Below are 16450 nucleotides of genomic sequence, written 5' to 3'. Positions count from 1 at the left end.
AAATGACCCAGACATTAAGTCAACTTGAGAACCAGGGTGAGTTTATCCGCCGTCATATAGGCTCTTCCGCCGAACAGCAAAAAGAGATGCTGGCGACAGTGGGGGCAAATTCCCTTAATGATTTAACACAGAAAATTGTTCCCCGTGATATCGCGTTACCAGAGCCACCCGATGTTGGCGGTGGTGCAACTGAACAGCAAGCACTAGCTGAACTGAAAGCGATTGCCAGCCAAAATAAACGTTACCAATCCTATATTGGTATGGGATATGTGCCTGCTGTACTTCCGCCGGTTATTTTGCGTAATTTATTAGAAAATCCTGGCTGGTATACCGCTTATACACCTTATCAACCGGAAGTTTCTCAAGGTCGCCTTGAATCACTGTTGAATTTCCAACAAGTGACGATCGATTTGACGGGTTTGGATATTGCTTCTGCTTCTTTGCTGGATGAAGCTACCGCGGCGGCTGAAGCAATGGCAATGGCAAAACGTACTAGCAAACTGAAAAATGCTGACCGTTTCTTTGTTGCTGATGATATCCATCCTCAAACATTAGACGTTGTTCGTACCCGTGCGGAAACCTTTGGCTTTGATGTGATTGTAGATAAAGCAGAAAAAGTCTTGGAGCTGGACGGTGTATTTGGTGTGTTGTTACAACAGGTTGGCACGACAGGTGAAGTTCATGATTATGCTGATCTGATTACACAACTGAAACAGCGCAAAATCATTGTCAGTGTTGCCGCTGACTTGATGGCGTTGGTGCTGTTAACTGCGCCGGGTAAACAAGGAGCTGACATTGTGTTTGGTTCTGCCCAGCGCTTTGGGGTACCGATGGGTTATGGCGGTCCCCACGCAGCATTTTTTGCCAGCCGTGATGAATTCAAACGTTCTATGCCGGGACGTATTATCGGCGTTTCCCTTGATGCGGCAGGTAATACGGCACTGCGCATGGCAATGCAGACCCGTGAGCAGCATATCCGTCGTGAGAAAGCGAATTCCAACATCTGTACTGCTCAGGTGTTGTTGGCAAATATCGCGGCGATGTATGCGGTATATCATGGTTCGAAGGGGCTGAAACGCATTGCGAGCCGTATTCATCGTCTGACTGACATTCTGGCGGTTGGGTTACAGAAAGCGGGATTTACTCTACGTTACAAAACTTGGTTTGATACTCTGACTGTTGAAGTTGCTGATAAAGCAGCAGTATTAGCCCGGGCAGAGAAAGCTGAAATCAATTTGCGTACCGATATTTATGGCGCAGTGGGTATCACATTGAGTGAGGCTACTGGTCGTGATGATCTGGTCAAATTATTCTCTGTGCTGACAGGCACGGATGACAAGCTAGATGTTGAAGCACTGGATAAAGAGCTGATGACGGAAAGTCTCTCCATTCCTGCATCAATGTTGCGCAGTGATGAAATCCTTCTGCATGCAAATTTCAACCGTTATCACAGCGAAACGGATATGATGCGCTATATGCATCGTCTTGAGCGCCGAGATTTGGCACTGAATCAGGCAATGATCCCATTGGGTTCTTGCACTATGAAACTTAATGCTGCGGCAGAAATGTTACCGATCTCTTGGCCTGAATTTAATGAACTACACCCATTCTGTCCGCCAGAGCAAGCACAGGGTTATCAGCAAATGATCAGCCAATTATCTCACTGGCTGGTGCAACTGACAGGTTATGATGCCGTTTGTATGCAACCAAACTCCGGTGCGCAGGGTGAATATGCGGGTCTGCTTGCTATTCGCCGTTACCACGAAAGTCGTGGAGAAGGGCATCGTCATATCTGTTTAATCCCAAGTTCTGCTCATGGTACTAACCCAGCTTCTGCTCATATGGCGGGTATGACGGTTGTGGTGGTGAGTTGCGATAAAGAGGGCAACATTGATCTGGCAGATCTGCGTGAAAAAGCGGAAGAATCAGGTGGTGAGCTTTCCTGCATCATGGTGACTTACCCATCAACCCACGGCGTATATGAAGAAACTATCCGTCAGGTGTGTGAAATCATTCATCAGTATGGTGGTCAGGTTTACCTTGATGGTGCAAATATGAACGCGCAGGTTGGCATCACCGCGCCGGGTTTTATTGGCGCTGATGTTTCACACCTCAACCTTCACAAAACATTCTGTATTCCACATGGCGGTGGTGGCCCGGGAATGGGGCCAATTGGCGTAAAAGCCCATTTGGCGCCATTCTTACCGGGGCACTCGGTAGTTCAAATGGATGCCATTACTGAACAGAGAGCCGTCTCAGCGGCACCATTTGGTAGCGCTTCTATTCTGCCGATTAGCTGGATGTATATCCGTATGATGGGCTCGCAAGGGCTGAAACAGGCAAGCCAGACGGCGATTTTGAATGCTAACTATATTGCTGCCCGCCTAAAGAATGATTATGACGTGTTGTATACGGGTCATAACGGTTATGTGGCGCATGAGTGTATTCTGGATATTAGACCGTTGAAAGAAGCATTTGGTATCAGCGAGATGGATATTGCCAAACGCTTGATTGACTATGGTTTCCATGCACCAACTATGTCATTCCCGGTTGCTGGCACACTAATGGTGGAGCCTACAGAATCAGAAAGTAAAGTAGAAATTGACCGCTTTGTGGATGCTATGCTGGCAATTCGTGCTGAAATTGGCAAAGTGGCGCAAGGTGAGTGGTCATTAGAAGATAACCCGTTGGTCAATGCGCCTCACGTACAAGCTGAACTGGTTTCTGACTGGAGCCATAGTTACAGCCGTGAAACCGCGGTTTTCCCAACCTTAGAAACCAAAGCCAATAAATATTGGCCTGCGGTTAAACGTCTCGATGATGTTTACGGTGATCGTAATTTGCACTGCTCTTGTGCACCTGTCAGTGATTACCAATAATTACCAATATAATAGTCAACACCAGTATAATAACTGGTGTTGCTATTATTTATATTTATTGGCGAAGTCGGTTTAAATATAAAATTATTTTATATATTTAATGCCTTTTCCTTCCAAATTTTACATTCTATTTCTAATCTAACAGTACCTTTCATTATTGCTATTATTATTTAATAAATTGTTTTTATTGATATTTTATTTAAATAAGTTTTTATGGGTAATGATATTTCATTAATAAAAAATTGAAACTATTATTAATATAATACTTTATTATTATTGTATATTTAAAAATTTCATGAATTAAGTTTTCCTATAAGTGTCTCTTCTGTTGAAGAAGGGAAACACGGCGAGTAGTACGAGATTGATTCTTTTCCTTTTATACCCGTCATCTTTCAAGTTGCCTCTTTGTTGGCTGCACTCACTCACCCCGGTCACATCGTTATCTATGCTCCCGGGGATTCGCTCCCTTGCCGCCGCGATGCATCTTGAAATCTATAGGGTATATACCCCGCGCCATTTAATATCTCCAGCCTTATCGCGATTTCCTAGCATTTAATATAACAGATTCCCCATTATCAGGATTAAAAAATTGAATGATGATCACATTTTGCGCTACCTATTCAGACGGTCAATTAATTACAAATTAGAATAGTTTAATGTTGTCACTATTAAATCATCAATATTCTCTGTGGGAAGATGACCATTTTATCACCAAAGCCAGACTGAGGATAACGGGGTCGCTTATTAGTCAGCATTACTGACTTTGTCACACTTAAATTAGGAAAAGGGACAGTACGATGGATAAACGCTACAACTCGATGGCCAAGGTTACGAGTTATCTTTTAATTTACCTGACGGCAATCCAGCCATTGCACCCGGCTATGGCTGTCGGCATAACACCGGATAACAACCGTACACAGGTACAAAATCAGGGCAATGTGCCGGTGGTGAATATCGCCACGCCGAATGACGCAGGGGTATCTCACAATACCTATCAAGAGTTCAATGTTGCCACTCAGGGGGCCGTACTCAATAACGCGACACAGGCGGCTCAATCACAACTGGCAGGACAACTTAACGCGAACCCTAACCTGCATGGAAAAGCGGCGGCACTGATTATTAACGAAGTCACTGGCAGCGGCCGCTCTGACCTGCAAGGCCAGTTGGAAATTGCTGGCAATAAAGCCAATGTGATGATTGCCAACCCTAACGGCATTACCTGTGATGGCTGTGGTTTTATTAATACCGCCAACGCAACCTTGACCACCGGTAAACCTCAATTTGATAAACAGGGTGCACTGGAAGCACTGGAAGTGAAAAAAGGCCAGATTACCATTGGTGGCAAAGGGCTGGACGGCAAGGCGACGGATTATGTCGATATCATCAGCCGCGCAACGGAATTGAATGGAAAAATTCAGGCTAACACCCTGTCGATGACTCAGGGGGCTAACCGTATCAGCTTGAAAGACGGCACGGTTAAACCTATCGCAGGAGAAGGGGCAAAACCGCAATTAGCGGTTGATACCAAAGCCTTAGGCGGTATGTATGCCAATAAAATCCGACTGGTAGCGACTGAAGAGGGGGTTGGGGTTAATCTCACCAACTTAACCACAACCCAAGATGCTATCAGTTTAACTGCTGAGGGTAAAATTATCCTGGGGGAGGTTCAGGCCAGGACGGACATTAATATCAACAGCAAAACCATTGAAACGGCGGCACAAAGCCATGTGCAAGCGGGTCAACATCTGAAATTAACCACCGAAACATTGCGGAATCAAGGCCAAATCCGTGCGGGTGGTGATGTCACCATTAAAGCGACTAAACTTGATAACGTAAACCCGACCAGACGAAGTCACCCGATTATTACCGCGAATAAAAATAACAACATTACCGCTAACGAGATAAATAATGTTGGCGAGTTAAGTGCGGTACAAAATCTCACCCTGACAGGCAAAAATTTTTCAACGCAGGCGATAAAAGACAGTCAGGAGAATATCATCGGTAAACTGAGTGCTGGCGGGGATCTGACGGCTGTCTTTAAAGATGGATTTAGTTTTAATTTTGATAAAGAACATTTTAAAGAGGGAAAGAAACCCACTGATCTGGCTTTAATCACCGGGAAAAACATTTCTCTCACTGCCAGAGATTTAGCGAATCGTGCGTCAATGATGGCAGAACAAAACCTAACCGTTGACGCAGAAACAATCTATTTAGGCCAGGGGAATTTAAAAGCCGGGAACCATGTCATGCTGGAGGGAAGGTCACATCTTGATGTGAATGGCTATGATATCTCCGGTCGTGATGTCACCTTGCTAGCGAGCCGGGGGCCTCTTTCTGTTGTCTCTGGAGACGACTATACCCCGGAAGGAATAAGCGCATTAACCACGCTTTCTGCTGATAACATATTACGCATTATCGCCGATGGTCCTATTAATATCGTCGATACCCTGATTAACCGGGCGAAAAATATCTTTTTGGCAACCAATGATAAGCTTGAGATTTATGTATCTGCTGATTTAACTGATGAGCAGAGCCCATTAAATGACGACGCTAAACAAGAGTTAATTAATCAGCGTCTGCGCCAGCTCAGTCAATTGCAAGCGGATGAAAATATTGAGATCCATGCAGGAAAGATTGTCGATCTAAGAAGCATTTCCTTGACGGCAGGGAAGGATATCACTCTGACCAGTGGCGGTACGCTTGATATTAGTAAAATAACAGCAGAGGACCCCTATGAATATGAAAATGAACATGGAGATAGTTATGAAAAACATTACGAATATGAAAATGCCAGTGACGAGGAAGACGAACAATCTTACCCACAATTTCAATTCCCAATAGCGAAAAGTGTCATTACTGCCGGCAATAATTTAACCCTGAATGCTGGCGGTGACATTATTGACACTGAGGCGACGTTGTCGGCAAAAGGGACAACGACAGTTGCCAAGAACAATGCAGAATTGCACTCACCTGAAGGAAAGTATAATTCAGTTGAAGGAAAGTATACGCCGGTAACTTCTGCGCTGATTGAAAGTGCGTTAAGGCATAGTCCTGAACTGACAATGAACTTCTCCGAAATAGAAGGAGAAGTACCGGGGATTAAACTTGCGGATAAGCAAACCCGGATCACCTCGAAAAACAATCGCCCTATTATTCATATTGCGGCACCTAACGCCCGTGGTGTTTCACATAACCATTATCAGACGTTTAATGTTGGGACATCAGGACTGGTATTGAATAACGCGACCCATGATACGCAGTCTCTACTGGCGGGGCAAATTGGCGCGAATCTGAACTTCAACGGTCAATCGGCTGAACTGATTATTAATGAAGTGATAGGGACTTTTGCCTCAAATCTGCAAGGTCTGTTGGAAGTGGTAGGGCAAAAAGCCCCTGTCTTCATTGTCAACCCGAATGGCGTAACCTGTAATGGTTGCGGCTTTATCAATGTCCCAGCTGTCACATTATCGACAGGTAAACCGGTGTTTGATAAAGACGGGGCATTAGAAGCCTTAGCCGTGAAAAAAGGCGTCATCATCTTGGGTGAAAAAGGGCTGGATGCGACGGCACAGGATAATGTCGATATTATCAGCCGGACCATTAAGCTTAACGGTAGACTACAGGCGAAAAACCTGACATTGACACAAGGCCCCAACCAGATTGATTTAAAACGCGGGACGATTGTTCCGATTACAGGGGAAGGTTATACCCCCTGGGAAGCGATTGATACCGGGTCATTGGGGGGAATGTATGCCAATAAAATTCGTCTGGTGAGTACCGAGCCGGGTAAGGTTGTCAATCTCACCAACCTGACGGCAACGCAAGGCGACATCAATTTGACCGCCGACGGTAAGGTTATTCTGGGGGATGTGCAGGCCAAAACGGACATCAACATGAGCGGTAAAGGCATTGAAATGGCGAAACAGAGCCATATGCAAGCCGGTCAACATCTGATATTGACAACCGATACATTGCAGAATCAGGGACGAATTCGTGCCGCCGGCGATGTCGCCATTAAAGCGAAAGCATTGTCTTTAAATGGGGGAAATGTCAACGCCGGGAACCATATCCTGCTACAGGGCGAGAACAGTTTTACGATGCGTGGCACGGATATCTCAGGTCTTAACATTACCTTGATTTCCAACGGTTATAGTACTGCTGTTTTACCTGGCGGCAGTGACACGCAGAAAGGCACACGGGCATTATCCCTTATTTCTGCGGTTAATACGTTGCGTATTCTGTCTGAACGCGGAATATCTCTTTCAGATACGCTAATTAACCGGGCAAAAAATATCTTTGTGGCGAGTAATGAGTGGATTGGTATTAATCAGCATTTGGCTGCGGATGAGAATATTGATCTTCACGCTGGTGGCGGGATAAATTTGGGTGGCATTTCCCTGACCGCTGGGAAAGATATTAGCCTGACAAGTGGTAACTCGCTTTATGTTGGTAACGTCACCGCCGGCAACAATTTAACCTTGATTGCTGGTGGTAATATGACGGAGACGACATTATCGGCAGAAGGGGCGACCGCGGTTGCCAAAAATAGCACGGCGTTGCACTTAGCTGACGGGAAATATACCCCGGTGACTGCTGGGTTGATTGACCTCGCATTAGGCAATGCCCCCCAGTTGGCAATCAATATCCCAGAAATAGCCGGTGGAATACCCGGGATTCAACTTGCGGATAGACAAGCGCGAATTGCCGTGAGAAATAACCTGCCTATTATCCATATTGCGGCCCCTAATTCCCGCGGGGTTTCACATAACCGTTATCGGGAGTTTAATGTTGGAGCTTCGGGGTTGGTGTTAAATAACGCTACCGATGCTACCCAGTCCGTACTGGCGGGACAAATTGGGGCAAACCCGCACTTCAACGGTAAATCGGCTGAGTTGATTATTAATGAAGTGGTGGGGACTTTAGCCTCAGATCTACAGGGCCTGTTGGAAGTGGTGGGGCAAAGAGCTTCGGTCTTTATCGCTAACCCGAACGGCATAACCTGTCATGGCTGTGGCTTTATCAATACCCCGGCTGTCACCTTATCGACCGGGAAACCGGTGTTTGATAAAGAGGGAGCATTAGCGGCTTTAGAAGTGAAAAAAGGCGCCATAACCTTTGATGAAAAAGGACTGGATGCGACGGCGCAGGATGATGTCGATATCATCAGCCGGACTACTAATCTTAACGGTAGACTACAGGCGAAAAACCTGACATTGACACAAGGCTCCAACCAGATTGATTTCAAACGCGGGACCCTTGTCCCCATTGCTGGGGAAGGTTATACCCCTTGGAGAGCGATTGATACCGGGTCATTGGGGGGAATGTATGCCAATAAAATCCGTCTGGTGAGTACCGAGCCGGGCAAGGCTGTCGATCTGACTAACTTGACCGCAACGCAAGGCGACATCCGTTTGACCGCTGATGGCGAGATAACGCTGGGAAATATACAGGCCAAAACGGATATCACCGTAAGCAGTAAAGGCATTAAAACGGCGGAACAGAGTCAGATTCAGGCAGGGAAAGATATTACGCTTGCCGCGAACACATTGGACAACCAGGGTAAGGTTATCTCCGAAGGGGATATGCGGTTGTTTATTGACCGTTTAAACAATCAAAATAAGGGGCTGATTCAGGCAAATAATCATCTCTGGCTGCAAAAAGACGCGAGCGGTAATTTAAGCACTGAAATTAACAACACGTCAGCGACACTGAAAACCAATCATGGCGATATCGTTATTCGTACAAAAGCATTCAGTCATGCCAGTCAGGCTAACCTTGTTTCAGGGGCGAATGCTTATATCAATGCGACCAGACTGGATAACAGCCAAAGTCAGTTTCAGGCGCAGAAAAATCTCATCTTAACCGGTCATGACTTTAATAACGGGATGGACGGTAAACTCTCAGCCGGTCTTAATGTGGTGGCTGATTTTATTGATAAATTCAACGGAACTGCGTTCATATCGGCGAAAAATATTCTGCTGCATGCTGGTGAAATTATTAACATAGGGCACCTCAACGCGGGCAATGATCTGTCCGTCATCGCCGAGCGTCGAATGTATGCTGGCCAGAGTACACTGGAGGCAAAGAGAAATCTGACCTTGATTGCGGGTAAAGATATTGATGCCTTTCAAGTCGAGTTGAAGGGAGAAAATGTTGAACTGCTTACGCGTGAAGGCGACATCCAGATGTGGGGGGACGGTTCTCGTATTTCGGCCAGCAACAATTTGCGGATGTTCGCGAGTAACAAACTGGATCTCTATGGTCTTTTATTCGATAAATCAAACACGATAACGTTAAATGCGGGTCATGAAATTGATGCCAGCCAGGTTAAATTGGCCGCACAGAAAAATCTGACACTCAGTGCGGGCAAAGATATCACCGCCCGTCAAACTGAGCTGAAAGGGGAAAATATTGAGCTTCTCGCGCGTGAAGGTGACATTAGGGGGCCGATGAGCGGGGAGGATTCTTCTCGTATTTCGGCCAGCAACAATTTGCGGATGTTCGCGAGTAACAAACTGAATCTCCAGGGTATTTTATTCGATAAAGCAAACAATATAACGTTAAATGCGGGTCATGAAATTGATGCTGACCGGGTTAAATTGGAGGCAAATAACAACCTGACATTAATTGCGGGCAAAGATATCACCGCCCGTCAGGCCGAGTTAAAGGGGAAAAATGTAGAGCTGCTGGTGCGTGAAGGCGACATCCAAATGGGATGGAATAGGTCTGCTGAATCATTAGCCTCAATTTCGGCCGATAATCATTTGCGGATTTCAGCGGGCAACGATCTGGATCTCTCCGGTATTCAGTTGGACAAATCACGCCATCTGACATTAAGCGCGGGTCGTAACCTGAATGCCAGTCGAAGTCAATTGAACGCTGCGGGCAATATTAATCTGTTTTCTGGGAATGATTTAATGTTGCGGAGAGCTAGTATCAATGCCGGGCAACAAGTCATGCTCAGCGCGGGCCACGATATTGATATCTCTCGCCCCAATACGCCGGAGGCATCAGAGCGCCGGTTTGATTTATCTCAATCAGGCACGCAAATTACCGCCGGTGATCACCTGCAACTCAGCGCAGGGGGAGATATCGCGGGTATTGCGAAATTAACATCGACTAAAGGAAATATCTCGGTTAACGCCGGCCGGGATTTAGTGTTCTTTGCCCAGAAATATTCGCCGATTAATGATAGCGATAAACAATATCTTTATGGCACCGGCGACGTCAGCGCGGCTCAAAATCTCACATTAGTTGCAGCAGGCAACCTGCTGACATCTGGAACCCGTTTGACATCCGGCAGTGATATGCTGCTTTCCGCGGGTGGAAATGTTCGCTTTGAATCGCGACAAGAATTTATCCGCGAGGGGAATATTGAGCGCTTTACGCAACATGCCAGCCGGCTGAATAGTGGTGGCGCATTAACTATGCGTTCCCAAGGCAGTATTTTATTTCAGGCGACGGAGTTAATCGCCAAAGGCGTGATGGATATCGCGGCAACCGGCGGCTTTCTTTATGCGCAAGCAATGGAAGAAGTCTATAGGCGGGAAGAAACGGAGAAAAGCTGCAAAGGTTTTGGTCCCATAAAATCGTGCAAAGTATTTGGTTCTAAAACAGAGCATAAAATACAAATCAGGAATACCAACAAAGTCACGGAATTTACTGCCGGTGGTGATATTAACCTGATGGCAAAAGATGAGGTGACATTAGAAGCGAGTCGGATAAAAACCGATAAAAACGCAAAAATCACCAGCCAGACCGGGAAGGTGAACTTCAAGGCGATGCCAAATATTGATTTTGAGCAGACCATCACGACATCAAAAGGCTTTTTTATTACGCAGCACGATAAAGGTCACCGTGAGGAGACATGGATAATTCCGTCAGTGCATGTTGGCGGTACGCTGACGGTAGAGGCGGCGAAAGGCATCAACGCGGATGTGAAAGTGAAAGAGGGACAGTTACTGGAAGACGCGTTAGGGGTACTGAGTAACACCCCCGGTACGGAATGGTTGAAAAATCTTCAAGACCGCAATGACGTCCAGTGGAATCGGGTTAAGGACGCTTACAGTAGCTGGGACAAAAAAAGCGAAAACTTAAACCCCGTAGTGGGTGCGGTGATTGCGATTGCTGTCGCGGCGGTCACGGCGGGTTCGGGTCTGGCTGCCTGGGCGGGAAGCGGCGCTGTGGGGGCGACAGGCGCCACGGGCACCACGGCAAGCGCGGTTTATGGGGCGGCTTATGGCGGTATGATAGGGCTGACCTCTCAGGCGGCGGTGGCCTTAGTTGAAAATAAAGGGGATCTCAGCAAAACACTGGCTGCCTTAGCGAAGCGCGATGCCGTCAAATCCCTCGTGACCCAAATAGCGGTGGGTGGCGCCTTAGGGGGATTAGACCACACAATGGGCTGGGGAAAATTAGTGGAGGGAAAAGGCGTTGTCGACCCGATAAAATCGTCGCTTCCCTTATTGAGTAACAATAACTGGAGTCAGGTGGCCCAGCGTGTCGCGGCGCAATCCGTCGTGAGCTCAACCATAGGCACCGCTATTAACGGCGGCAGTTTTACGGATAATCTGCAAGCGGCGTTATTGAGCAATGTGGGTAACCAGATTAACGCCGAGGGAGCCGGATTGATTGGTGATAAGGGTCAGATTCTGGGTGTCCCGGGTAAAGCGATTAGCCATGCCGCGGTATCTGCTCTGGCTGCCGAAATCGCTGGCGGGGATGCCAAAGGGGCAGCGGTGGGCGCGCTGGCGGCTGAATTAGCCGCCATCACCATGGAAAGCCGGCTATTTGAACCGGCGTATAAAAATGAAACAGAACGGCAAATTCATAAACTTCAGGAAGCGCTGACGGGTAATGAAGTGAAGGCCCAGACAGCCAAATTTATCGGGGCGTTGTCAGGCGCACTGATTAGCCATACCCCGGAAGGCGCTTACAGTGCGGCAAACAGCGCAGAGCTTGTCTACCGTAACAACATGACTGAGCACATGTTGTATCAGTTATCGGTAGATAATCAAAAAGATATATTAGCGGCAAAAAAAGGGGATAAAGCTGCGGAAGAGCGCGTTATTGCGCGACGGAATGCCGCGATTGCCGTCACCGCAGTGGCGGCAGGGGGCTATGCGCTGGTTTATGGCGGTCATATACTGATTGCGGGTTCGGCTGAAATGGCAACGGCAGGGCGTATTGCGCTTGAAGGTTGTAAAGCCAATCCGGCGCTGTGCCTGAATAACGTGGGGATTTTTGTTGCTGATGCGGTTGCGCCGGAAGCGGCTGTTGGGACGGGTGTTTTGGCTGCTGGAGCGGTAAAAGTATTAGGTAACAGCAAAGAAGGTGCGAAGGATCTGGCAGAAGGATTGAGTCATGCCTCAAAACCGCTGTTAAGTAATGCTAAACCTGATACCCATGCCGTAGCTAGTTTAATTGAAAATGAGAAAGTGTATGTTGGAAAGGGGACGACACAAGCTGGAAAAGATGCAGGTTCATTAACAGGATACCCAGCCAAAATATCTCCTAATGCTTCTACAGAACAAATACGTTCATTAACAAGGGAAAATGAGAGTGCCAAGATATTGGCTCAAAATGGCTATCATGTCGAACAAAATCCGAAAGTTATAGGAGATAAAAAACCCGATTATAAAGTAAACGGGGAAGTTTTCGATAATTATGCCCCTAGCTCTAGCAGTGTTAGGAATATTTGGAGTGAAGTAAAAGGTAAAGTCGATGAAGGACAAACTAAAAATGTTGTCATCAATATATCAGATACTAAAGTGACTTTAAATGATTTGAAAAATCAATTCAGTAAATACCCAATTAATGGTCTTGATAAAGTCATAGTAATAGATAAACTTGGCAAACCAATTAAACTGAAATGAGGACGAAATGGCTATTAATTTAGTATGTTATACAACTATAGGACCCTCAATCTTACAAAATAAGGTAAATGAGTTTGTTTCTAAATATTCAAGTTTATTCCCTAGCGAATATATTGTATATCCAGTTAGAGAACCAGATGAGATCCAAAAAGAGATTTCAAATGAAAACAATTTAGATCCTTTATCTATATTTAGGATTGCGATGAATAATAAAGAATCAAAAATATCTATAACAGATATGGCTAATTTATTAAAAAAAGAGTTAGGTGCTTCAAATATTATTGTTCTTTTTGAAGGTGAAATTTTAATTTAAATATTGTCCCCCGATCACCCGTGAACTCCTCCCCCGAATGTTAGACAAATATATAACATTCGGGAGGCAGTTCATCCAATCGGGGCTATCTTCTTCTATTTTTATGACAGCTGATTTGTCAACATAAAAACCGAGTTGTTCCAGTCAGAGCCCTTCAACGGTGAGTTGAGGTCTGGGCACTGATTAGCCATACCCCGGAAGGCGCTTACAGTGCGGCAAACAGCGCGGAGCTTGTCTATCGTAACAACATGACTGAGCACATGTTGTATCAGTTATCGGCAGATAATCAAAAAGATATCTTGGCGGCGGAAAAAGGGGATAAAGCGGCGGAAGAGCGCATAACTGCGCGGCGGAATGCAGCGATTGCCGTCACCGCTGTGGCGGCAGGCGGCTATGCGCTGGTTTATGGCGGTCATATACTGATTGCGGGCTCGGCTGAAATGGCAACGGCAGGGCGTATTGCGCTTGAAGGCTGTAAAGCCAATCCGGCGCTGTGCCTGAATAACGTGGGGATTTTTGTTGCGGATGCGGTTGCGCCGGAAGCGGCGGTGGGCACAGGTGTTTTGGCGGCGGGAGCGGTAAAAGTATTAGGTAATAGCAAAGAAGGGGCGAAAAATCTGGCAGAAGGATTGCACAATGCGGGTATGCAGGTCGCTGAGGCATTAACACCGGGTGGTGTGGCTGACATAATAGGTGTGGGTAAAACTGCGGCGGAAGCGGCGGCTGCGAAAATTGTGGTAGCGAGCACTACTAAAAGCATGAATAATGCAGCTCATAATGCTGCTAATTACGCTGGCCTTAAGATGGATCTGAAAACAACTCAAGCTGCAAATGAAGTAGTGGAGAGTCTGAAAACTACAGGTCAGTTGCCGAAAAATTATGTTACTAAGAACCAAGCGATAGGTAATGGTTGGAAACCTGGAAAGGCTCTCAATAATACTACACCTGGAGGTCAATTAGGTGGCGATATCTTTGAGAATTCAAATAACCTACTACCACCCTCTCTTGGCCGGGTATGGCGTGAGGCTGACATAGGATTGGATAATACGATGTCTCGTGGTAATCAACCAGGAACTCGATTGCTGTATTCTAATGATGGTTTGTTATATATCACCGTTGATCATTACGAAACGGCTATTTCAATAGGTAAGTGGAAATGAGAGATCATAAAATTATTTTAGATGGAAAAGACATCTGTTCAGAGGGTGATTTTCATAAAGCATTATCTGAACAGTTAGAATTTGGCCCTTATTATGGGAATAATCTTGATGCGTTATGGGATCGTTTAAGTAGTGATATTGAACGTCCAGTGACAATTGTTTGGCTAAATTCTGAATCTTCTCATCAGTATTTGGGCGATACTTTTAAAAAAATTATTACCATATTTAATCGGGTTAAAGAACAAGACATCAATTTTAAACTAGCTGATAAATTTGACTATCAATTAGAGTAACTGGGTTATGTAGCGGTTAATGCGACTAAAAATTTGCTTAATAAGCCTGTTGCTCAAAAAATAGGTGCAGAGAAATATTGCATAATGCGGGGATGCGGATTGTTGAAGCACTAACACCGGGTAGCGCGTGCAATCGGTGTAGGTAAAATTGTAGCAGAAGCGGTGGCTGCGAAAACTGAAGTTGTGGCAGTTAATGTGACGACAAATCCATAAACTTCAGGAAGCGCTGACGGGTAATGAAGGTAAGGCCCAGACGGCTAAATTTATCGGAGCGTTATCAGGCGCCCTGATTAGCCATACCCCGGAAGGCGCTTATAGTGCGGCAAACAGCGCGGAGCTTGTCTATCGTAATAACATGACTGAGCATATGCTGTATCAGTTATCGGTAGATAATCAAAAAGATATATTAGCGGCAGAGAAAGGGGATAAAGCTGCGGAAGAGCGCATAACCGCGCGACGGAATGCAGCGATTGCCGTGACCGCAGTGGCGGCAGGTGGCTAGCTTATCACAAAAATTATCCACGTTTGATATTTTCTATAAAGTTGTGCCATTATGACGCCATAATGGCAGAAATTGCGTTTAAAATGCTTCGAATGTGCTTACATTTTTTTCGCTCTTCATCTAAGTCCGAGCTTCTTTTTTGAGAAATAGGTTTGCTTAACACTAAACGTATTACACTAAATTCTATACAGTCTGTATATGGGGCGAGTCTCTGAGGTGACAGGGGGGAAGAAAAATGAGATTACGTTGCATGGCTTATCGTCAGGGTGAGGTATATGTAGCCGCCTGCTTAGATCTGTCTTTAGCGGCGCAGGGTGATAATATAGAAGAAGCAATAAATAAGCTTGAAGCCCAGATTGAAGATTATCTTGAAGAAGTGAGAGCGGAGCCTCAGTACGCCAAACAAATGCTAAGTCGAAAAGCACCATTATCAATGTGGGTTAAATATTGGCGGATTGCCTTTCGAATTTTCATGAATAGAGAAGACAGCGGTATGGCTAAAGTTTTTAATGAACAGTGCGAACCGGCTTGACATAGGGCAGCGCCATGTTTTTTAAAAAATTAACGCCATTGAAATATGCGGAAGTTATCAAAGGGCTTACCGCACTTGGTTTTGAGATGAAGCCCAAAAAGGGCACATCTCATGAGCAGTGGATTAGGAAAACAGAGGGCAGGAAATGACTGGTAATGGTCGATAAACATCACGCTCCGTTTTCCAGAGACCTTATAAAATCAATGGCTAAACAGGCTGGTATCAGCGCAAAAGAGTTTCACTCATTATGTAAAGGTGTGATTAGCGTTGAGCAAGTGCACGCTGGGAATTCAGAGTAAGCAACTTATTATAGTTTAATTTATCAACACTAAAAAATTTTCTTACGCCGCTTAACTGCGGTTTTTTTATTTAATCAGCCTCGCGATTTCCACAAGGTTTTTTATGGGTGGAATATGGTAAAAGCGATCAAAGGTAGAAAGGGTGGCAGCAAAAAACCACGCACACCAGTTGAAGCCCCGGATTCAATTAAATCATAAAATATTGTTAGATTATATGGCAGACGCAGTAGCGATTATTCCGGGTGCGGGTGACGACTTAAACAGAACTCAGGTTAATTAACTTTTATTTAATGTTTAATAACGCTTTATTGTATCAACAATGGTGAAAAGTCTGATGGATTAATAAACCCAGAAATATGATAACAGTTAAACAGGTAGTTAACCGTTAACAGCGCTGAAAATAACTTGGTAAAATAATGATATAAATTTATTTTAGCGTTAAATCACATTGACAGTATAAAAAGAGGAATGGTTTAAATTAAACAGTAAAAAAGATGTTATTGGATGGGTTAAAGTAGTGTAAAGCCAGTTTAAACTGGCGGATTTACGCTATCACGGTTTTGTATAATAAAGGTAACATAATAACGTTGTAAGTAA

Annotated in this window: 8 protein-coding genes and 1 pseudogene; all 9 read left to right on the top strand. The window is 45.3% G+C overall.

Annotated features, from left to right (window positions below; genetic code table 11):
* Window positions 1–2 precede the first annotated feature (2 nt).
* A complete protein-coding gene (gene gcvP, locus LG003_RS15900; protein WP_262981142.1) occupies window positions 3–2879 on the top strand; it encodes an aminomethyl-transferring glycine dehydrogenase in 2877 nt (958 codons plus the stop codon).
* A 797-nt stretch (window positions 2880–3676) separates the two neighbouring features.
* Window positions 3677–10078, top strand: a pseudogene (locus tag LG003_RS15895) (two-partner secretion domain-containing protein); the annotation flags it as partial.
* A gap of 108 nt (window positions 10079–10186) precedes the next feature.
* Window positions 10187–12754: a DUF637 domain-containing protein gene (locus LG003_RS23525; protein WP_390894146.1), complete on the top strand. Its 2568-nt coding sequence runs from the start codon at window positions 10187–10189 to the stop codon at window positions 12752–12754.
* A gap of 7 nt (window positions 12755–12761) precedes the next feature.
* Entirely contained in the window at window positions 12762–13067 is a 306-nt protein-coding gene (locus LG003_RS15890) for a hypothetical protein (protein ID WP_262981140.1), read from the top strand.
* A 248-nt stretch (window positions 13068–13315) separates the two neighbouring features.
* On the top strand, window positions 13316–14227 hold the full coding sequence (locus LG003_RS15885) for a ribonuclease domain-containing protein (RefSeq protein ID WP_262981139.1): 912 nt from the start codon (window positions 13316–13318) through the stop codon (window positions 14225–14227).
* Window positions 14224–14520: a barstar family protein gene (locus tag LG003_RS15880; protein ID WP_118987824.1), complete on the top strand. Its 297-nt coding sequence runs from the start codon at window positions 14224–14226 to the stop codon at window positions 14518–14520. Before LG003_RS15885 ends, LG003_RS15880 begins: the two co-directional genes overlap by 4 nt.
* A gap of 355 nt (window positions 14521–14875) precedes the next feature.
* The gene (locus LG003_RS15875) at window positions 14876–15022 is read left to right on the top strand and encodes a hypothetical protein (RefSeq protein ID WP_262981138.1); all 147 of its coding nucleotides are present in this window, start codon (window positions 14876–14878) and stop codon (window positions 15020–15022) included.
* A gap of 235 nt (window positions 15023–15257) precedes the next feature.
* Window positions 15258–15554, top strand: a complete 297-nt coding sequence (locus tag LG003_RS15870; RefSeq protein WP_112876736.1) for a type II toxin-antitoxin system HicB family antitoxin — start codon at window positions 15258–15260, stop codon at window positions 15552–15554.
* Window positions 15555–15568: 14 nt separating this feature from the next.
* A complete protein-coding gene (locus tag LG003_RS15865) occupies window positions 15569–15703 on the top strand; it encodes a hypothetical protein (RefSeq protein ID WP_262981137.1) in 135 nt (44 codons plus the stop codon).
* The last annotated feature ends 747 nt before the right edge of the window (window positions 15704–16450 follow it).

The sequence above is a fragment of the Photorhabdus kleinii genome (assembly GCF_025384885.1).
GTDB classification, from domain to species: Bacteria; Pseudomonadota; Gammaproteobacteria; order Enterobacterales; family Enterobacteriaceae; genus Photorhabdus; species Photorhabdus kayaii.
Note: the sequence above shows the minus strand (reverse complement) of the source record. Positions and strands in the feature narration are given on the sequence as shown.